Annotated in this window: 15 protein-coding genes; 9 read left to right on the plus strand and 6 right to left on the minus strand. The window is 51.4% G+C overall.

The genetic code is table 11. The annotated features are described in order from the left end of the window. Positions 1 to 266: 266 nt before the first annotated feature. The 3 genes from crtA to H6F86_RS15940 all read left to right on the plus strand — a co-directional run bounded on the left by crtA (position 267) and on the right by H6F86_RS15940 (position 2,703). Positions 267 to 1,142 carry a cyanoexosortase A gene (gene crtA, locus H6F86_RS15930; RefSeq protein WP_199305310.1) on the plus strand — a complete coding sequence of 292 codons (876 nt, stop codon included), beginning with the start codon at positions 267 to 269 and terminating at the stop codon, positions 1,140 to 1,142. Then, positions 1,135 to 1,800 carry a cyanoexosortase A system-associated protein gene (locus H6F86_RS15935; RefSeq protein ID WP_190449596.1) on the plus strand — a complete coding sequence of 222 codons (666 nt, stop codon included), beginning with the start codon at positions 1,135 to 1,137 and terminating at the stop codon, positions 1,798 to 1,800. Before crtA ends, H6F86_RS15935 begins: the two co-directional genes overlap by 8 nt. 234 nt (positions 1,801 to 2,034) lie before the next feature. Continuing rightward, a complete protein-coding gene (locus tag H6F86_RS15940) occupies positions 2,035 to 2,703 on the plus strand; it encodes an HpsJ family protein (protein WP_190449598.1) in 669 nt (222 codons plus the stop codon). A 140-nt stretch (positions 2,704 to 2,843) separates the two neighbouring features. On the opposite strand, the gene H6F86_RS15945 is transcribed toward H6F86_RS15940, so the two are convergent. After that, positions 2,844 to 3,854, minus strand: coding sequence for a phosphoribulokinase (locus tag H6F86_RS15945; RefSeq protein WP_190449600.1), 1,011 nt, complete (start codon positions 3,852 to 3,854; stop codon positions 2,844 to 2,846). Between the two features lie 546 nt (positions 3,855 to 4,400). Here H6F86_RS15945 and petH point away from each other — a divergent pair. Further along, positions 4,401 to 5,639, plus strand: a complete 1,239-nt coding sequence (gene petH / locus H6F86_RS15950) for a ferredoxin--NADP reductase (RefSeq protein ID WP_190449602.1) — start codon at positions 4,401 to 4,403, stop codon at positions 5,637 to 5,639. Positions 5,640 to 5,804: 165 nt separating this feature from the next. Here petH and H6F86_RS15955 read toward each other — a convergent pair whose 3' ends face one another. Further along, positions 5,805 to 6,065: a hypothetical protein gene (locus H6F86_RS15955; RefSeq protein ID WP_190449604.1), complete on the minus strand. Its 261-nt coding sequence runs from the start codon at positions 6,063 to 6,065 to the stop codon at positions 5,805 to 5,807. Positions 6,066 to 6,503: 438 nt separating this feature from the next. Between H6F86_RS15955 and H6F86_RS15960 the strand changes: the two genes are divergently transcribed. Beyond that, positions 6,504 to 8,957 (plus strand): ATP-binding protein, encoded by a 2,454-nt coding sequence (locus H6F86_RS15960; protein WP_190449605.1) that lies wholly within the window; start codon positions 6,504 to 6,506, stop codon positions 8,955 to 8,957. A gap of 56 nt (positions 8,958 to 9,013) precedes the next feature. On the opposite strand, the gene H6F86_RS15965 is transcribed toward H6F86_RS15960, so the two are convergent. The 4 genes from H6F86_RS15965 to minC form a co-directional block, all read right to left on the minus strand. Next, positions 9,014 to 9,880, minus strand: coding sequence for a shikimate dehydrogenase (locus tag H6F86_RS15965; RefSeq protein ID WP_190449606.1), 867 nt, complete (start codon positions 9,878 to 9,880; stop codon positions 9,014 to 9,016). Between the two features lie 40 nt (positions 9,881 to 9,920). Beyond that, positions 9,921 to 10,310, minus strand: a complete 390-nt coding sequence (gene minE, locus H6F86_RS15970; protein ID WP_190449607.1) for a cell division topological specificity factor MinE — start codon at positions 10,308 to 10,310, stop codon at positions 9,921 to 9,923. A gap of 102 nt (positions 10,311 to 10,412) precedes the next feature. Then, complete coding sequence (minD, locus tag H6F86_RS15975; RefSeq protein ID WP_190449608.1) at positions 10,413 to 11,219, minus strand: septum site-determining protein MinD; 807 nt, start codon at positions 11,217 to 11,219, stop codon at positions 10,413 to 10,415. Positions 11,220 to 11,572: 353 nt separating this feature from the next. Next, the gene (gene minC / locus H6F86_RS15980) at positions 11,573 to 12,379 is read right to left on the minus strand and encodes a septum site-determining protein MinC (RefSeq protein WP_190449610.1); all 807 of its coding nucleotides are present in this window, start codon (positions 12,377 to 12,379) and stop codon (positions 11,573 to 11,575) included. Between the two features lie 497 nt (positions 12,380 to 12,876). Between minC and H6F86_RS15985 the strand changes: the two genes are divergently transcribed. The 4 genes from H6F86_RS15985 to H6F86_RS16000 all read left to right on the plus strand — a co-directional run bounded on the left by H6F86_RS15985 (position 12,877) and on the right by H6F86_RS16000 (position 19,445). Beyond that, positions 12,877 to 14,673 (plus strand): serine/threonine-protein kinase, encoded by a 1,797-nt coding sequence (locus H6F86_RS15985; RefSeq protein WP_190449611.1) that lies wholly within the window; start codon positions 12,877 to 12,879, stop codon positions 14,671 to 14,673. Positions 14,674 to 14,901: 228 nt separating this feature from the next. Further along, entirely contained in the window at positions 14,902 to 16,857 is a 1,956-nt protein-coding gene (locus tag H6F86_RS15990; RefSeq protein ID WP_190449613.1) for a lipoxygenase family protein, read from the plus strand. An 82-nt stretch (positions 16,858 to 16,939) separates the two neighbouring features. Continuing rightward, positions 16,940 to 18,046: a polysaccharide biosynthesis/export family protein gene (locus H6F86_RS15995; protein ID WP_190449614.1), complete on the plus strand. Its 1,107-nt coding sequence runs from the start codon at positions 16,940 to 16,942 to the stop codon at positions 18,044 to 18,046. Continuing rightward, entirely contained in the window at positions 18,039 to 19,445 is a 1,407-nt protein-coding gene (locus tag H6F86_RS16000; protein WP_190449616.1) for a hypothetical protein, read from the plus strand. Before H6F86_RS15995 ends, H6F86_RS16000 begins: the two co-directional genes overlap by 8 nt. Positions 19,446 to 19,465: the final 20 nt, after the last annotated feature.

Consider the following 19,465-nt stretch of genomic DNA (forward strand, 5'->3'; position numbering starts at 1 on the left):
ATGAGTGCTTTTGATACCTGCGTTAGCAGACACTAATTAGAATTGGCAGCTACTAAGAGCAGTTTATTAACGTTGAAGGTATTGTTTGACAGTAATTGGCGACCGAGCGGCGCTCGTCAATCTTTCTTACACTCGGTTCCATCTGAAGCTATGCCTATTCACCCTTTTACCGCTTTACAGTCTGCTGTAGGCTAAAGCGTTTATTAGTCCAGCTCTTTTTGCTTGGTCAGAACGTTAGTCCAAGAAGTTAGCCAAGTTTAGTACTTATGATGGATCGATTGAATCGTCTCCAAACAACCGCTTTTTGGCTGGTTAGCACGGGGGCTGCTATGGTGGCACTCCATTTAACTTTGTTGGGTCGCAATAGTAATCCAGCCTTATCACAGGAACTATTTTCGACCTGTCTACTGTTATGGGGGGTGGTTGGTCTTTTGCTATGGGAACGGCGACACGCGCTAATTTTACAGAGTGGCGCGATCGGGGTGGCGATCGGGGGTAGCGTGTTGCTAGGGCTGCTGCTGCTCAGTTCAACCTTGCCCGAATCAGGCTCCTTTATGCGAGCGTTTCCCCTGATAACCGTCTTGGGGCTGGGGCTGCTTGCCTCTGGTGTACACGGGCTTTACCAGTACTGGAAAGAGCTGTTCCTTTTTGCCTTGCTAACGCTCAATCCACTGCTTGAACTGGGTCTAGAGCTGCTGAATCTGCCCAAGTTAACGGCTCAGGCAGCCACGTTTATGCTCTGGTATACAGGGTTTGATGTGCGTCGCGAGGGGCTATCATTACTGCTGCCAACGGGTCGGGTAGATGTCTATGGCGCGTGCTCTGGCATTCAGAGTATGTTGCAGATGCTATATATCTCAGTGCTGGTTGTCTTGCTCTTTGCACCACGATCGCGTGTGCAGCAATGCCTCACAGTCGGCTTGGCGGTCTTAATTGGTTTTCTAGTAAATGCTGCACGAGTGGGTTTGATGGCAGTGCTGGTAGCATTCTCACAAAAAGACGCTTTTGATTACTGGCATACGGGCGACGGTTCACTCATTTTCGCGGCGATCGCAGTAGGGCTGTTTGGCGGCTTTTGCTGGTTTGCCTTCCTGCGTACAACGCCATCCGTGACCGATACAGGCAATTCTTCCAATGGCTAATCTCTGGCAACCGCTTCGCCTGTCAATACTGGTGTTAACTTGCAGCGGTGCTTTGTACATCATGGGCAAGGCGGCTCTCACACCCAAGGTAACCAATACACAGCCGTCTTACAGCCTGCCTGTCAGTGTTCCGTTGACCCAATGGCAATCGTTACCCAGCAAGCCCCTTGAGCCGATTTCAGGGTCGATCGCCAGTCGTGAGTATCCGTATCGTCGCAACGCACAGTCTCTCACTATGGCGCTACGCTACATGACGAGCGATGGTGATGTAAATCGCTTTCTCTTCGTTTTCACTCCGATTCGGCAGGATAATGCTCGGCTAGTCATGAAATATCAGCCAGGTATCGGGTTCTATGGTGTGTTACCGCATCAGGGACGCGCCTACCTGAGTGCTTGCATCAGTCCCCGTGGCGAAAGTACAGTCACAGCCCAACAGTTTGTGCAAAATCACCGCACTCATGACCTTACGTTTGATCGCCTCTTGCCCTGGCTTTTGGGGCAGCAACCGCTGCTCGATCGCCGCTGCCTCTGGACGCTGATGTCTGTACCGCTAATCGCAAACGCTGGCTCTGCTGAGTTAGACACCGCTTACAAAACGTTAGAAAATGCCTGGTTTGACTGGTACCGTTGGTGGCAACCCAACTTTCCATCCCTTTAAAACCCCATATATAGCAGTCCTAAAGCACTTGTGAGATTGAGAGTCTTTGTGAGAGAGGATTTCAGTGGAATCCTTTCTCACAATCCAAATAAGATCGTTATGTATTAAAAAGCCGTTTCTACCATCGCTAATGGCAGTATCAAAGCATCGACATTCAGTGTTTTTTACAGGACGATGACGAAGGCTGATTTACTGCCAAACTATCTGCGTTGTGTTATTTGAGAAAGCAGCTTCATGACTGAATCGACGACTGACAATCGCTCCATCTATCGCTTTCGTTGGATTGGTTACGGGCTGCTTGGTTATGCGCTGATGGATTTCATCCAAGTGCTGTATCCCCCGAAGTTTACAAATCCTGCTTGGGAGGTGCAAACGCTCGGTACGCTGATTGAGCGCGTGATTGTACCGCTGCTGGGCATGACGCTCGTATTTTTTGGTGAATACCACGATCGCACTCAGCTCGAAAAAATTCTGCTGAAGGTGCTGTCGTGGCTTTGTCTGGTGCTGGCGATCGTCTGTCTACTAGTTATCCCGCTGGGTGTTCTTGGCACAGCCCGTCTTGACTTTCAGAATGATCAGCAGGTGAGCCGACAAACAGAACAGCAACTTTCCCAATTCAAGAAAGTTGAAGGGCAACTGAGCCAAAGTAGCGCGAGCGACATTCGAGCACTAGCCACCAAAGCAGGCATTTCGATCGATCCAACTAAAGATCCTCAGGCGCTTAAAGCAGATATCTTGTCACGGTTAACGGCTGCGCGATCTAGAGTGCAGTCTCAGATCAATGAAAATCGCGCTGCCCAAAAGCAAACTCTCTTCAAGAACGCAATCAAATGGAATCTTGGTGCCTTACTCGCCAGTTGCCTCTTTTTCATTCTTTGGAGAAGCACCGATTGGGCACGGTGAGACGACCAGGCAATGAGATAGGAAAGGGAAATAGACGGGGTTGTCCTTTAAATCATCATCTCTTGACGATCGCACCCAATCAAGCTAACAAAAAAGGGACGTTAAGCCGTCCCTTCTTTCGCTTTATGATCGCGCCAGTACTAGACTCTCGCTGCAACCTTGGTTTTAGCCTCTGTTGCGGTCAAACGCTCATAAGTCGCCCGCATTTTAAGACCTGTCAAGACCTGGAACAAGCCTGTGCCATTGGCAGAGCCAGGATACTCGCGGTGATGTAGCAACAGTTCGGTTAGCTCCCCTTCGTACTTGGCAGAGGTTTTGCTGAGGTGTTGCTCAATGTAGACCACTTCCTCAAGCTTGTCGAACTGCCCATCGACCTCGAGTACCGAAACACTGTGCCCGTAGTAAACGTCTGGTCCGTAGTGCATCCGAATGCCGGGATAGGAGCAGGTCAGCTTGCGTCCACAAGGAACCCAATCGATCGTTGAACCTTCGTCGAACAAATAAGCTGGCTCAAATCCTTCCACGCCATCGCGCTGGATCATCTGCACTCGCAATACCTTGCGTTCTGTATCGTCCTTGATAAGTTGAGTGGGCAAGACCTGAATCACCACATCCGCAAACTCTTTTTGTGGATCGATATAGGCTTTGAAGTCGGGACGACGGGAGTTGATCGCTGCCAGCACGTCTTCGTAGGTGTGACCCCGCTCCGACATATCGCGCTGAATCTTCCAGGCAATCTTAACTTCGTCACTGATGTCAAGGTAAACGCTAAAGTCCAGCAAGCCACGTACGCGCTCGTCGTACAGCGGATGTAACCCTTCAACGACAATGATGTGGTTGGGTTCCACCTTTTCGGGTGGGTCAATCAAGCCTGTCTCATGGTTGTAGATAGGCTTATCAATCGTTTCGCCGTGCTTGAGCGCTTTGATCTGCTCGTACATCAGGTCAAAATTATTGGCTCGTGGATCGAGTGCGGTGATTCCAGTTTCTTTGCGCTGCTTCCGGTCCAGACTGTGGTAGTCGTCCAGGCAGATTACTGTCACAAAATCTTCCCCGAACAGATCGGTTAATCGGCGCAGAAAGGTGGATTTACCGCACCCGGAGTCTCCGGCAACGCCGATCAGAACCACGCGGTCTGGCTTACTGGTCATAGGTTTCCTCTAAGCGAAAAGATTCTACTAACTGTGTCTTGAGTTAAGCTGCATTGGCGGTAAACTGACGATCGCACCCTTTGAAATTACTTTTGAAAAGCAATAATTCATGCAGGATGCTGTCGATCGCCTACTATAAAATTCTCACACAACGTGACTCAGATGCAGAGTAATCAAAAAAGCAATAAGATTACATCTAGCCTTAGCAGACTCTGAGCTAGTCGGGTAAGTATTTAATACTACCGCTATTATCATCCTACCAAAAACGGGATCATCACTACAAGGCTTCGTCTGAATTGATTTTTCGCTCAAGGCGGGTGCGTTGATGACGATCGCAGAGTACTCTCGCTTAAGCTTGGTTGGTCGCTGGTCGTTCGCTATCATAGTGCTGCTAGTTTACTGAAGCAACACGGTCGCCCTGATCGCCTCGTCGATTGTTGCATTGATTAACGCTACTTCACAGAAGCGCCCCCGCCTGCGACCAAGATGGGGCACAATAAAAAGTTAGATTTGGCAAGTAGATTTGGTTCTGAGAGAGCAAGCAAAATGTACAATTTGAGCGCGGTGGGCGGCACTGCCAAGACAGCCTTTGGTAGCCGTATGTATCGATACGAGGTGGTAGGGCTGCGGCAGAATAGTGAAACCGATCGCACCAATTACTCCATTCGTCAAAGCGGCAGCACATTTATTAATGTGCCTTACAGCCGCATGAACGAAGTGATGCAGCAAATCACTCGGCTAGGTGGCAAGATTGTCAGTATTCAGCCTTTGTCTGCTGATTCTAAAATCAATGGAAACGTTACCCCAGAACAGAAAGAAACTGCGATAAAAGTAGAAGCTGGAGAGGGTAACCAACCAGGAGCCAAGAAGCCTATGACTCAAGCTAAGGCTAAGACAGATATTCCCGTGAATATCTATCGTCCCAACAGCCCCTTTGTCGGACGGGTGGTTTCAAACGAACCCCTTGTTAAAGAAGGTGGCATTGGGATTTGCCAGCACGTTAAGTTTGATATCTCCGCAGGAGATTTACGTTATCTGGAAGGTCAAAGTATTGGGATTATTCCTCCTGGTACAGACAAAAACGGGAAGCCTGAAAAACTGCGGTTGTACTCGATCGCGTCTACCCGGCATGGTGACGACGTGGATGACAAAACCGTGTCTCTCTGCGTGCGGCAGCTTGAATATCAGAACCCTGAGACCAAAGAGATGGTTTACGGCGTTTGCTCCACGCACATTTGCAACCTGAAGCCCGGTGACGAAATCAAAATCACTGGACCAACAGGTAAGGAAATGCTGTTACCCGATGACCCTGAAGCCAAAATCATCATGATGGCGACTGGCACAGGTATTGCACCCTTCCGTGCTTACCTGTGGCGTATGTTCAAAGACAAGGAGCGGGAAGCTAATCCTGATTACCAGTTCAAGGGGTTAGCGTGGCTAGTCTTTGGTGTGGCGACAACGCCCAATGTGCTGTATCGGGAAGAGCTGGAAGAAATTCAGGCAAAATATCCTGATAACTTCCGTGTTACCTATGCCATCAGCCGCGAGCAGAAAAACCCTGAAGGCGGCAGAATGTACATCCAGCATCGTGTGGCAGAACACGCTGAAGAGATTTACAAGCTGCTTCAAGAAGACAAGACTCATGTCTACATCTGCGGCTTAAAAGGCATGGAAGATGGTATTGACGCTGCTCTCTCAGTCGAAGCTACGAAAGCAGGCAGAGAATGGAAGGAGTATCAGCGGGAACTGAAAAAAGCGGGTCGTTGGCACGTAGAAACGTACTAAGCAGCCTCGTTTTACACGATCGAAACGATTGCTTTCTAGCAACCAGACAACTCGTAAGGGCTGTCTGGTTTTTTGTTCGAGTGATCATGCTTTAACCCTCCACGCTGATAACCGATCGCTAACGAGCGATCCTCAGGCAGTGCAGCATTCATAAATGAGAAGAGGTTAGTCAGGCTTTTGCTTTCTGATTTTTGCTTCTGGTTGAAAGATCATCCAGAGGACAATGCCTATTGTTGATGTGGTGGTAAGCACTGGCATGAGCAACAATGCCCACAAGGGTCGATCGCGCACTTTCAAAAAGGCGTAGAACCAAACGACACCCCAGCTATAGAGTACGTGGAGTGTGATTAAAAATAGCACTCCTAACGGCGAGAACGAATCGGCAAGTAGTGCTAAACCAGCAACAAGATAGATTGCTAAGAGCATGAACACGAGCAGAACCTTAGCTGCCGTTTTAAGAAATGTCTTAAACGTGATCATTGCTGCCTAAATGGAGTGCAACGGAGCCATGATCGTACCTCTCCTCAACGCAGAAGGTTGCTGGAGTGATCGCTACATCACATCCGCTGTACTGGGTAATTATCGTCAGAGTTCTAATGCTGCTGCACGTTGCTGAACAAGCCTTTCGAGTCAATCGCTCACGATTTTGCACGTTAATCTTTTACCTGTTGCAAAGTAGCTATTGACACTGGATGATAAAACCAAATGCTTGCAATTAATCGCAAGTGACGTTGAGTCATTAGCTGTCAATAGCGGCAGGGCTGAGGCTGGCGATTGTAGCAAGATGTCTCAAATGAGGATCATTTTTGGGGTTAGGGAACATTGATAGAAACGATATTTTTATCTTTACTTCTCTAAACACAAATGAATCAGTCATCAGCTCCTGCCTCACTGCCTCGCAGTTTAACGTCGCTTGAAACCTGGGGCTTTGGTTTTAGCGGCTTACTTTTGTGGCTAGGCACTGCGCCTGCTATGCATGCTGCTTTAGGTTCTCAAGCCATCTGGGTTTGGCTACCTGGCACGATCGTCGGCATTTTGTTAAACCTGCAAGTCAAACGCCTGGGGATGCATTTCCCAGATGTGGCTGGTGGTACGCCCAACTACACGACTCGCTTGCTCCAGCGCTTTCCGGTGATCGCTCGGTATGGCGCGATCGGCTACTTATTGGGTTGGGTTTCTGTGCCGCCCATGAATGCCATTATTCTGACGGACTTGATTAGGGCAAACCTGGAGCCATTAAGGATTGCATGTCCAGTAATGCCGCTCCGTATTAGCTTTGCTATTTTGCCCTTTATTGTGGCGTTTAGCGGGACACGAACGCTGGGCATTTTACACACCTTCTTTGTCTTTCCAGCGATCGGGTTTCTTATTACCTTTTGCCTGCAAGGTATTGGCTGGCTCAGCCTTGCCCCTACTAGCCCCGGTTTGCTGCCAGATGCTTGGACGGGCATCGCTGCGATCGATTGGATGAAGTGGTCTTTTATTGCCGTTTATGCCGTTTATGGCTGTGAAACTGCGTCTTCCTTTGTTGCCGACAGCCGTCAACCCAGCGTGACGCTTCGTTGTTTAAGCGTCACAGCTGGCTTCATCCCGATCGTGTATTTTGCTGGGTCGTGGGTGGTGATGCGGTTAGCAACTGGTTCGGGCTTAGGGGATAGTGCTTTTCTCAACTTGGTTGCTGCCGCTCAGCCCTTCTGGGGAGGGTTGGCTCCCGCGCTAGTAACCTTTTTGATTACATCGGGTTGTTTACTAAGTTCTGCAACGGCTGTTTCTAACTGCCCCCGCATCTTGTATCAATTGTCAAAAGATGGCTACTTGCCACCTGTATTTTCTGCTGTTTCGCGTCGGGGCGTACTTGAACCCAGCTTGATTTTCACCCTCTTGCTGAGTCTGCTCTGCCTGGTGTGGGGAGACGTTGCTCGGGTTGTGATGGTGACGGGCACAGGCTACTTAACGTCAATGATGGCAATTCATTGGGGATTATGGGTCTGCCGCAAGCGACCAGAAACACAATGGGCTTGGTTATCACTCGGCTTTTTTGGGGTTGAGGCTGCTGTTTTAGTCATCGGTGGGTTGGCGTGGGGCTGGCTGGATTTGGTGATTGGTTTATCGTTACCGTTAGCTGTGGGGCTGATTGGAGTATGGCTACCGCGTCTACGCGTTGCACCCTTCCAGCTTACCTGGTGGCAGCAACGCGATCGCCCGCTCCTTACCGCGCCTAAGGCTGACTGGGTTGCCCTGCAAGTGACGATTCTGATCGTCTTAGTCTGTAGTGCTGTCAGTATTGGCTGGTTGGTGAGAGCGGGATTGGAGCGCCACAGTATGGGTAGCCATATGGCGTTGTTTAGCATTTTGCTGATTACGGTTGCATTTGTGGGTGTGGCGATCGCCTGCTGGACAAGTCTGCCTCAGATTGCCGCCATCACAGAAGCACGAGAAGCAGTTGAACGTACCCTACGTGATTTACAGCGGACGCAAACGCAACTGGTGCAGGCAGAAAAAATGTCGAGCCTGGGACAGTTAGTGGCAGGTGTAGCTCATGAAATTAACAATCCAGTTAACTTCATCTACGGCAATCTCACGCACGTGCGGAATTATTCCCAAGATTTGCTCAACCTGATCCAGCTTTACGAGAAGCACTATCCCAATCCGGTACCCGAAATCCAAGCCGAAGCGGACGCGGTTGATCTGGACTTTGTGCAGGACGATCTAATCAAAACGCTTGATTCTATGAAGATTGGCACTGATCGCATTCGCCAGATCGTATTAAGCTTACGCAATTTCTCGCGCATGGATGAAGCCGAGTTCAAAGCAGTCAATCTCCACGAAGGCATCGACAGCACTTTGTTGATCTTGCAACATCGCCTCAAAGCACGATCGGATCGCCCGGAGATTAGGTTAACAAAGGACTACGGCGCTTTACCGCAAGTGGAATGTTATCCCGGACCGCTCAATCAGGTGTTGATGAATATTCTGGCAAACGCGATCGATGCCTTAGAAGAAAGCAACGCCAAACGAACCTATCAAGAGATTGAAACCCAGCCAAATCAGATAACAGTTCGTACATCGGTACTGAAAGATGAGTGGGCAGAAATTACGATCGCGGATAATGGACCGGGGATGCCTGAAGCCATTCGGCAGTATATTTTTAACCCCTTCTTTACCACCAAGCCTACAGGTAAGGGCACTGGAATGGGCATGTCTATCAGTCATCAAATCATCACCGAGAAGCATCACGGTCATTTGAAGTGCCACTCTAGTCTTAGCACTGGAACTGAGTTCTCGATTCAAATTCCTATTCGACAAGCGGCTTCATAAGAGCTTTTGCTGAAGAACAGCCTTTGGAGTGCAGCACTTAGCACAATGTGCAGGGGCTATTCACCTAACCCTAAGTGTTGCAAAAGCGATCGCCGCATTACATCGACAGGAACCGCTTGCTGTAGCCAAATTGCTAACGCGGCTGCACCTTGCTGGACGAGCATTTCTAGTCCATCGATTGTCGTGGCGCCTCGATCTCGCGCTTGCTGCAAAAACAGGGTAGGACTGGGATTATAGATCAAGTCATACGCGATGGCATGGGGTGCAAGGCAGTCAAGCACGGGTGGGCTAAGGGGCGATCGTTCAACCTGTGGCGACATCCCGATCGGGGTTGTATTGACCAGCAAGCCCGCGTGCGGTAGAAGGTTTGGCAATGCATCCCACGTATGGACTTGTACCTTTACAGCCAGTGGTGAACCACCCCAACTCGACAGGAAAGCAGCTAACTTCTCTGGATCGCGCCCTACTACATGAATCGCAGCACAGCCTAGTTGAGCACAGCCTGCAACGACCGCTCTGGCAGCGCCACCATTGCCCAAAACAACGGCTACTGCTTGGCTCCAGTCGCGCTCCAAGCGTTTAAGCGGGTGCAAAAAGCCCTCAACATCTGTATTGGTGCCGCTCCAACCGCTTTCGGTATGCCAAACGGTGTTGACTGCGCCAATTGCCTGCGCGATCGCTGTTATCTCTGTCAGCAAGGGCATGATGGCTTGCTTATGAGGAATGGTGACATTAAACCCTTGTAGACCAATGGCTGCAAAACCATCCAGCGCTGTCTTGAGATGCCCTGGCTGAACAGGGAACGGTAGATAAGCGTAGTCCAAGCCAAGATGAGCAATCGCCGCATTGTGCATGAGGGGCGACAGAGAATGGGCGATCGGCGCACCGATGACACCAAGCAGTTTGGTTTTGCCAGTAAGCACAGGTAGGGGGAATAGGGAATGGGGAGTGAGGTAAGACGACTTACTCTAAGACAATGGATTCGGTAGTAGTGGATTCGGTAGTAGTGGATTCAGCGGCAGTGGATTCGGTAGTAGTGGATTCAGCGGCAGTGGTAGTGTCTGTTGGCGCTGTTGCTACTGGTTCGGGTGTATTGCGAACACGTCGGATGGGCAGATTAGCGATGAGGGCAGTGGTGCGATCGCTATTTTCAAGCGCAAATTCCATCCCGTCGGTATCAAGCTCCACGTAACGAGAGACGACCTCCAGAATTTCCTTGCGCATTGCTTCTAGTGCCTGAGGTGGAATATCAGTACGATCGTGCGCCAACACTAGCCTGAGGCGATCTTTCACTTGGCTACGGCTGTTGTCACTGGGGCGAGCAAACAGGCGTTCGAGCAGTTCAATCAGCATGGAGCAAGGTGAGGGATAAAGAGGGAATGAATAAATGATGAGGTAAGCAGGAAAGGATAAAGGATGAAGTATAAAAATTTAGCCTTTAGCGTTCAGCCTTTCCTAAAAAAGCTTTTTGTTCAGCACTTTGCGGATCTTGGTGAGGAACCCATCATTGTTGGCGCTCAAATCGAGAAATGGGACTTTTTCGCCCTCAAGTCGGCGGGCAATATTGTCGAAGGCGCTACCAGCAAGAGATGGGGTTTCTGACAACACGAGCGGTTCGCCTTTGTTTGTAGAAACGATCACGCGCTCATCGTCAGGTACGACCCCAATCAGGGGAATAGCCAGAATCTCCTGCACATCCTCGACCGACATCATGTCGTTTGCCTGCACCATAGCGGGGCGAATGCGATTAACGACAAGCTGAATTTTCTTAATGTTGTTCGCTTCTAGCAAACCGACGACGCGATCGGCATCACGCACGGCTGCAATTTCGGGTGTGGTGACAATAACGGCTTCTCTGGCAGCGGCGATCGCGTTCTGAAAGCCCATTTCAATCCCTGCGGGACAATCCACAAACACATACTGATAGCTCTGTGCCAGTGCCATCACCAATTGCTTCATTTGGTCGGGGTTAACGGCATCCTTGGTACGATTTTGCGCGGCTGGCAGCAACACCAAATTTGGCTGTCGCTTATCTTTTACCAGCGCCTGCTCTAAACGGCACTGCCCAGCAATGACATCAACTGCTGTGTAAACAACGCGGTTTTCTAAGCCCAGTAGTAAATCCAGGTTGCGAAGACCAAAATCGGCATCCACTACAGCAACCTTTCGACCACGCCGTGCCAGCGTCATGCTCAGGTTAGCTGTGGTCGTGGTCTTACCCACCCCTCCCTTGCCAGATGTAACAACAATAATGCGACTCATGAACTCAGCGGTAAATAACGAAGGGGACAACAAGCTGACGGCTAGAGATGCTTAGACTGTAAACGTTCAACGGTAAATGCTAAACAGCTCCGATTTTGATCACTTACCTGACTGAAATGCTGCTAGCCCAAAGCCAAACATCTACTGTTTAAATTGCTTGGTTCCGGGTGCTTTAACTATACCGAAACTGACTGTTTTTACATTCTGTATCTGATGTTCAAACAACAGTATCAGAAAAAGCCTTTACACATGTTAGGAAGAGAAGATTTTAGTTTGAAGAAGCTAGAAGACAGGATCTAGAAGGCGGAAGTGAGGGACTATTCAAGGCTGATCCCTTATCCTTATCTCTCCCCTCATTCCTTCCCGCCGCGATGAAAATCAACGGCTCTGGCGATGCGGATGGTACGTTCTGGCGTGACGTAAGCGACTTCCGGATGGTACTGAGCAGGGGGCGTTTCGGGTGGTCTAGCGACAAAATCAGCGATGCGAAGTTGGGTCGGTTGCATTTGCATTGCCATAATCAGGCAGCGGTTATTGCCTCTAGCGCCTGCATGAGCCACGCCGCGCAAGCGACCCCAAACTAGAATATCGCCATCTGCCACAACAGCGCTTCCTGCATTGACATCGCCCAGAATGATAACGGTGCCATTATGGTGAATGTCGGCACCCGATCGCAGCGTTGTCTCCAAATACAGGGGTTCTGCCATCGTCTGCGCGGCTTCCTGAGTCGGCTGGTTCAGGTGTGACAGAGTGGCTTGTTGTTCTACCGAGTAGCCAGCAGTGGCAGCGGCAACAGCAGTTTGGCGACGGCTAGTGTAAACCCGCTTGAGCTGAAGTTTGGCTTCGGTAAGGGCATCGGCGATCGTTTGAAGCTGCCGTCCATCCAACAGGCGATCGCGGGCGATTAAATGCACCGTTGTCTCTGGTTGCCAAAATCGTTCACCTGCATCTAGCCGTTGCTTGAGCTGCTGCCAGACCTCAGTCCAATGAAAGGCTGTATTTTGCCCGTCACCCTCGCCTTCAGGTGGCAATAGCAGCAACAGTTTGCCCCCTTCATTGCGAAAGCGCACCTGTTGATTGGGATCGGGTTGCGTGCGATCGCCTTCCAGAGCATTGGGAGGAACGACAGGCACCGATGGGGAGGGGGAGGCATCAGTCATGCGAAACAAACCGCAGCTTTAACGGCTTTAATAGTAAGCTGAAACGCCGCGATCGGCACGCTCGTTAGTCCATTCGTAGCGGCACAAAGCATAGGAAGACGGCTGGTATTGAGGTTCCTGGCTATGATCTTTTCACACTACCTTTCCCTGATCAGCAATTTCTGATCAGCAATTTAAAGGTGAAGAGCGAAGGGGGAAAGGTGAAGGTGGGAGAGTGAAAGGGTGAAGGGGTGGAAAAGCGGAAGGGTAAAAAGTGTGGCTGAGTGACAAAAAGGGTTCTGAATTTGTCCGGACTGGTGCTTGAAAGCACGTATATGGAAGATTAAACGCCTTTGACTTAACCTCCTGTCATCGTTCATTCTCATGCTAAGTCTAGACTGAGAATAGCTTGGATGAGAATGCTCTATAGTTTGCCGGGGCATCGTCATACCGTGCTCTGAGCTAACGATTGATTTACGGCGATGATCGAGGGCGATCGTGCTTATATCGGTACTACTATGTCAGACGTATTAGTTTCTGCTGAAGTTAGTTATCCAGAACTCGATCGACTGCTGGATGGGCGTTATCAGGTAAACCAAATTTTGGCGAGCGGCGACTGGGGGCGAACCTACCTCGCGCAGGATACTCGTCGCCCTAGCCAGCCTGATTGCATTATCCAGCATGTGTTACCTGCCGCCAATGATGATGCGTATCGCTATGCGTTGAGGCATCTGTTTGTGCGCGAAGCCGCAACGCTAGAACGGTTGGGGGAGCATGGACAAATACCCCGTTTGTTAGCTTGCTTTGAGGACGAACAGGGCTTGCATCTGGTGCAGGAATTGATTGGCGGTGGCTCCTTGAGCCTAGAACTACTGCCGCAACCCTGGCACGAAGAACAGGTAGTGCAACTGCTGCTGGAGTGTCTAGAACTGCTGGCAGTGGTGCATAGTGAATGCTGTCGGCATGGGGATGTACGACCCGATAATTTCATCCGTCGATCGCAGGATGGCAAGCTCACTCTCACTAATTTCGGCACCGTGCGTGATGTACATCTTTCCCTCATGACGTTACAGGGAAAAGCTGCGCCCTCAAGAGTGCCCAACATGCAGGGCTATCAACCGCCAGAACAGGTGAAAGGGTTGCCATGCCTTGCCAGCGACATTTACGCGATCGGTCTCATTGGCATTCAAGCGCTGACGGGTGTGCATCCGCTGCAACTAAGCCGTGATTCAAAAACAGGAGAGATCCTTTGGCAACCGTTTGGTCAGGCAGCAGGCTCGACGCTGCGGCATGGGCTGGTGGCTGTGCTGAGTCGTATGGTGCGTGCTGACCATACGCAACGTTATCTATCTGCAAAGGAAGCCTTGCAGGCAGTACGATCGCTGACTCAGGGGGTGCCGTTAGAACGAGTGGATGCGCCGATCGCCGCTGATAGCAGCTCGCTAACCCTGACGCAAAATACCGTGCCTGCACTCATGCTGCCCGAAGCAACTGAGCCAGATACGCCGACAGAGGGGTGGTTGAGTCCAGCAGTGCAGATTGGTGTGGGCATTGGTGCCGTAATGGCGGCAGCAGTTTGTGGCTATGCATTGCCCCATTTGCTTGATCGCAGTCTCTTTAGCGACACTGACCGAGGCAACCAAGCATTAGCACAGGCGACGCAGCAGTATCAGGCAGGGCAACTCCAAAAAGCAGTGGCACTGGCAGAATCGATCCCCAAAGACAGTGCTGCCTATGCGCCTGCACAAGAGGCGATCGATCACTGGCAAAAAGATTGGCAAACCGCCGAGCGTAAAGCTCAGGCAGCAGCAGTGGCACTGCAACAGGGGAACGGGTTAGCAGTTTTGCAAGAGGCTCAAGGGCTACCTAAAATCGCCTACTGGCAACAGCGAGTGCAACCCCTGGTGCAACAGTCTGCAAGTCAGGCAGAAACAGGCGCTGCTCAATTACTGCGCGATGCGTATGGTCGGGCGATCGTCAAAGACTTTACAGGGGCGATCGCTGCGCTTAAACAGATCCCCGAAGGCACTTCTATTTATGCTAAAGCGCAGGAAAAACTGCGTGAGTACGGCGAAAAGCAGCAAATTCAGGCAGTCCGTCATCTTCAGTCCGCCTACAATCAGGCAGAAGCGAAGAGGTTTGATCAGGCGCTAGAGTCACTTCAGAACATTCCTGCTGGGATTCCCACGTATGCCACTGCCCAGGCAAAGATTCGCGAATACACCGAAAAACAGCGCGTTCAAGCCGCTGCTCTGACAATGCAAGACCTGAACCCTGGTAGCAATCTGCAAGAGGCGAATCTAGCGGGGCTGTAGGAGGAGAGGAGCGAGGGGTGAGGAATGGTGATGAGGGCTGAGGGATGAAATGAGAGGAATTTTAGTTGATTCAGCCTTCTGCCTCCCCTGCTCCTTCTGCCTGCTCACGTCCCATTTGTATCCTGTATCTGTACCCCATCAACATCTACTTGCTATGATGCGTCGTGGTGGCGATCGCGTTGGTCTTAACGATTTACCTAACAGCTTACCTAACTATTGGAGCAGCATATGGGGTTCCATTCTCCTCTTGAGTCCCAGGGTTATTACCGCTATGACCCGACTGCCCTAGAGCAGCAAGGACCGGCTCGCCTGTTTCCTCATGCTGGAGAAGATGGGTTGCTGCGCTATGTGATAACCCAACTGCGTCGCAATGCGCTAGCGCACGGACGCTTATCTGAACCCTTGAGCTTGCTGCTGCGCCAACTAGAGCGGACAAACCAGACATTAGATCAGGTATGGTCACAGGTATCAACGCTGTTAGTTGATTTTAAGTGGCTGCAATCGGGCTGGTTTAATGTGACGCTGCCACCCTACGAGCAGTTTGATGCAGCCTTTGTGCGCGAACGGCGAACCATGACAGCGGTGTTGCTAGCGGCTAAAACGGCGGCTAAACTTCATGCTACTCCTGCTGCCCGTCGAGCGCAGTTCTATCAAGTGCTAGAAAACTTGGGTCGTGTGCGTCCGGTGGTCAGTCAAATTCATGAGCGGGATGGCGGCTTGAGCGATCGCGAGTTTGCACGTCAGCGCTTGGCAGGGCAAAATCCGATGGTGCTGCGGCAAGTGCGCTCGTCCGACCAAGCATTGCTGCAAGTTTGGGCAGATGCAGTGCAGGCAGAGGGTCTTTCCGTTGATTTAGTGGAGGCAGCCGCCGCAAAGCGCCTTTTTGTAGCAGATTATCCGTTGCTACAACATTTGACTCCGACTGACTTGCAACCGGGGCGCTATGTGGGTAGCCCGATCGCAGTGTTCTATCGGGCAGACACGGGGCTGGAGCCAGTGTTGATTCAGGTAGAGCAAGGCAGATTGATCACGCCTAGTGCCGACGTTGATCGCTGGATGCAAGCGAAGCTGTGTGTGCAAACAGCAGATGTCACCGATCACGAACTGATTGTGCATCTGTGCGATACACATTTGGCAATGGAGGCATTTGCGATCGCCACTCCCCGTCAACTCCCCACTACTCATCCGGTCTATCGTCTGCTACGCCCCCATTTTCGCTTTTTGCTGGCAATCAACACACGCGGCAACGCGATTTTACTAGGTGAAGGTGGCGCGATCGATCAGCTCCTCGCTCCCACTCGCACGGCTTCGCTGACACTCATCAATCAGGCGTATCGAGCGCGATCGTTTCAGGACTACGCGCTGCCCACTCTTATTACGCAGCGTGGCATTGAACCAGACGTGCTGACAGAGTTTCCTTATCGGGATGATGCGCTGCTGCTATGGGGGGCGATCGAGCGCTACGTCACGCGTTTCCTACAGCGCTATTATCCAGACGATCAAGCAGTCCAGCACGACCCGTATCTGCAAGCCTGGGCAGCAGAATTAGGTGCTCCGTTGGACTCTCGCCCGGTAAGCGAATTTCCCCAGGCTCCAGCATGGCTACCGTCTGAGTGGGTTAGCCAAGTTAAGCTCAACCCTGACCCACTGCCCACCTATCCCCGCGTACCAGGTTTTCCTCCAGTGGCAGGCGCAGAGGCGCGATCGGGTGCGCTGCAATCGGAGACACATCAACCAGAAGCGCTTCGATCGAACGCACTCAGCAGCCTTCAGCAACTCATCGACATTACTACTCAAGTTATTTTTACCTGTGGTCCTCAGCACGCCGCTGTTAATTTCAGCCAGTTTGACTATGTGGGCTACACTCCCAATGCGCCCCTGTCGCTTTCCAGTCGCCCTGATACAGCCGCTTCGGTGCAGCAATTGCTGCCAAACGCTGATCAAGATCTGGGGCAAATGGAGCTAACGTTTGCACTTAGCGGCATTCGTTGGGGCACGCTGGGCAGCACGGCATTGAGCCAGTTTCTCGATCGAGGCGATCGTCAAATTCTGGAGCAATTTCAAGCCGATCTGGCAGATATCGAAGTGAAGATCAACGCCCGTAATCAGCAACGCCTTGCCACGAGCGGTATAGAGTATCCATACCTTCTGCCGTCAAGGATTCCAAATAGCATCAATATTTAGTTGTTGGTTGTAGTTGTTAGAAGGAGTCAGCAGTCAGCATCAATTCATCCGTCTCCCCTCACTTAATGCCAGTTAAACAGTAATGCCAGTTAAACAGTCTGCCATCTCTATTCTCACTGCGATCGCGATCGCTACTGGCATCCCGTTTCCTGGCTATGCGTTGCCATTATCGCCGGGCGATCGGGTGCGAGTGCTGACACCAATGGATGATGAATTGCCGCCAGAAAGCCGCTTTCGGCTGAGTGGATTGTATGAAGTAAACGTGGATGGGACGTTGCAAATCCCGTTTTTAGAGCCGCAGCCTGCGGTGGGGCTAGAGGTGGCAGCGGTGCAAAAGAATCTGGCGGACGCGCTGGTAAGTAAGGGTTTTTTTCGACCCGAATCGCTGGAACTAAGCGTCAGCGTAGTCTCTTGGGCACCGATTCAGGTAACGGTCGCTGGGGAAACGTTTCGCCCAGGGCGGGTGTTGCTTAATGCGGTTACGGAAAGCGAACAGCGTCAGGAGGGGCGATCGCCGCTTTCCACTACGGGAATGACTGGTGAGGTGGTGACTGGCAACTATGCACCCGATCGCTATCTGAGTGCTGCCATTCGTAGTGCCGGTGGCTTAAAGCCGACTGCCGATCTACAACATATTCGGCTGCTGCGCGGCAAGCAAGAAAAAACATTCGATCTTTCTGGTATGTTAATCGGCAAGATCGTTCCCGATGTGCCACTGATTGCAGGTGATGAAGTGACGGTGCCAGCCTTGCCCTACCGTCAAACTAATCTGGTGCGTCCGTCTCAGCTTACCCCAGCCGAAATTACCGTGTTTTTGTCGAATCTGACGGTGCCCACTACGCCCAACCTCAGTAAGGGTGGTCAGGTGACATCGTTGCCGTACGGCACTCGCCTTTCGCAGGCAGCGATCGCAGCAGGGTGTGCAGGTGGTACGCAGCGAACTAACGCTAGACGACGTGCGGTGCTGGTGCAGACCGATCGCGATACTGGCAAAACGACCGTTACCGAGCGGTCAATCGAACGATTACTCAAACGCTCTGACAACGATACCGAAAACCCTTTTTTGATGCCGCAGGATGGGGTAGTTTGCTACGATTCAACTGTCACAAACCTCGCCAGTATCTTCCGCCTAATTACCGATATTGCCAGCCCGTTCTTCATCATCAACAGGTTATTTCGGGATGAATGAGTTTCCTCAACTTTCCCAGTCTTTACCCTTATCGGCAGCTGATCGAGGACGCGGACTACGGTATCTGGCGATCGCGGCGGCGGTAAATGCAGCCGTGTGGGGGCTAGCACTTTATCTCTTGCAGGATTCGCCGCGTCTTTACACCAGCCTGTACTCGATCGTTTTGTCGGAGCAGCCCAGCCGCACGCAAGCCAATCTACCGCAGCTAACGGCTAACGATCGTGTAGAGGCAGCTATCAGTCGACGTGAAAATGCGAAAGCAAGCTACAAACTCATTGCAACAACCGATGAAGTTCGCCGAGCCGCTGCTGCTAGCCTTGGCATGACGACGGCCCAGTTTGGTATGCCCCAGGTAGAAGGTGTAGAGGGCAGCGGGTTGATCAACATGGGCATCACTGGCTCAACGCCAGAAGAGACACAAAAAAAGGCGCAGGCTTTGTACGAAGCTTTTCAGGAGCGGCTGACTCAGCTCAGGTTGCAGCAGTCCGTCGAACTGGACACAGGCTTTGAAAGCTCGCTGGGTGTGGTTCGTAAAAAGCTAGAAACCGCTCAACTCCGCTTGTCTGACTACAAAATTCGCTCTGGGCTGGCTTCTAAGGAGCAGATCGATCAGCTTGCCAGAAATATTGAGGCACTCCGACGGCTACGAATTGAAGCGATCGCCCAGCAGCGTGATGCAACGGCGCGATCGCAGCAGCTATCGGGCAACTTCAAAATGTCTTCTGAACTGGCAACTGAGGCATTTACACTCCGTGCCGATCCCCTGTTTCAAAGCTTCTTGCGCGAATACAGTGAGGCAACAACTCAGTTAGCGGCTGTATCCTCAAAGTTCGGTCCCAATCATCCCGTTGTGGTGCAGGCAACGACCCGGCAGGCAACCGCCGAAAGCGCCTTGCGAAGCCGTGGGCAGCTACTGCTGGGGCACCCGACTGATCTGACAACGATCGCTCGTCTCAGCACTGGCAGCAATGCTCAAGAGACCAACCCGCGCGAAACGCTTTTCAAAGATATTGTGACCCACCAGGTCGAGCAGCGTGGACTGACGGCACGAGTGCAGGAACTCGACCAGCAGCTAGCCCAGCTAGAGCAACGGCTGAATGTGCTGTCACAGCGTAGTTCCACTCTGGAAGCACTCGATCGCGATGTTCAGATTGCCCAGTCTATCTTTTCTTCCACCTTAGCGGGGCTACAGGTAGATAAAAGTGATGTCTTCGGCTCCTACCCGCTCACTCAGATTGTAGCCGAGCCAAACTTGCCTACCACTGCCACTATCCCGCGTCGTACACCGCTCTTCATCGCTGCTGCCCTTATCTCACTGATCGTCACCATGGGCTTATTCATCGCGTGGCTACGTCAAACATCTATTAAATGGCGCTGGGTCGCCGCTAGTAGAAGTTAAACGTGCAGCAGTGACAGTGG

The sequence above is a fragment of the Phormidium sp. FACHB-592 genome, from assembly GCF_014695795.1.
Lineage (GTDB): Bacteria > Cyanobacteriota > Cyanobacteriia > Leptolyngbyales > Leptolyngbyaceae > Stenomitos.

Bases quoted from the DNA above. Each gene is read 5' to 3' on its own strand.
- H6F86_RS16000 (WP_190449616.1), top strand. From the start codon at position 18,039: ATGAATGAGTTTCCTCAACTTTCCCAGTCTTTACCCTTATCGGCAGCT.
- minC (WP_190449610.1), bottom strand. From the start codon at position 12,379: ATGACTGATGCCTCCCCCTCCCCATCGGTGCCTGTCGTTCCTCCCAAT.
- H6F86_RS15940 (WP_190449598.1), top strand. From the start codon at position 2,035: ATGACTGAATCGACGACTGACAATCGCTCCATCTATCGCTTTCGTTGG.
- H6F86_RS15960 (WP_190449605.1), top strand. From the start codon at position 6,504: ATGAATCAGTCATCAGCTCCTGCCTCACTGCCTCGCAGTTTAACGTCG.
- H6F86_RS15955 (WP_190449604.1), bottom strand. From the start codon at position 6,065: ATGCTCTTAGCAATCTATCTTGTTGCTGGTTTAGCACTACTTGCCGAT.
- H6F86_RS15985 (WP_190449611.1), top strand. From the start codon at position 12,877: ATGTCAGACGTATTAGTTTCTGCTGAAGTTAGTTATCCAGAACTCGAT.
- H6F86_RS15935 (WP_190449596.1), top strand. From the start codon at position 1,135: ATGGCTAATCTCTGGCAACCGCTTCGCCTGTCAATACTGGTGTTAACT.
- crtA (WP_199305310.1), top strand. From the start codon at position 267: ATGATGGATCGATTGAATCGTCTCCAAACAACCGCTTTTTGGCTGGTT.
- H6F86_RS15945 (WP_190449600.1), bottom strand. From the start codon at position 3,854: ATGACCAGTAAGCCAGACCGCGTGGTTCTGATCGGCGTTGCCGGAGAC.
- H6F86_RS15995 (WP_190449614.1), top strand. From the start codon at position 16,940: ATGCCAGTTAAACAGTCTGCCATCTCTATTCTCACTGCGATCGCGATC.
- petH (WP_190449602.1), top strand. From the start codon at position 4,401: ATGTACAATTTGAGCGCGGTGGGCGGCACTGCCAAGACAGCCTTTGGT.
- minD (WP_190449608.1), bottom strand. From the start codon at position 11,219: ATGAGTCGCATTATTGTTGTTACATCTGGCAAGGGAGGGGTGGGTAAG.
- H6F86_RS15990 (WP_190449613.1), top strand. From the start codon at position 14,902: ATGGGGTTCCATTCTCCTCTTGAGTCCCAGGGTTATTACCGCTATGAC.
- minE (WP_190449607.1), bottom strand. From the start codon at position 10,310: ATGCTGATTGAACTGCTCGAACGCCTGTTTGCTCGCCCCAGTGACAAC.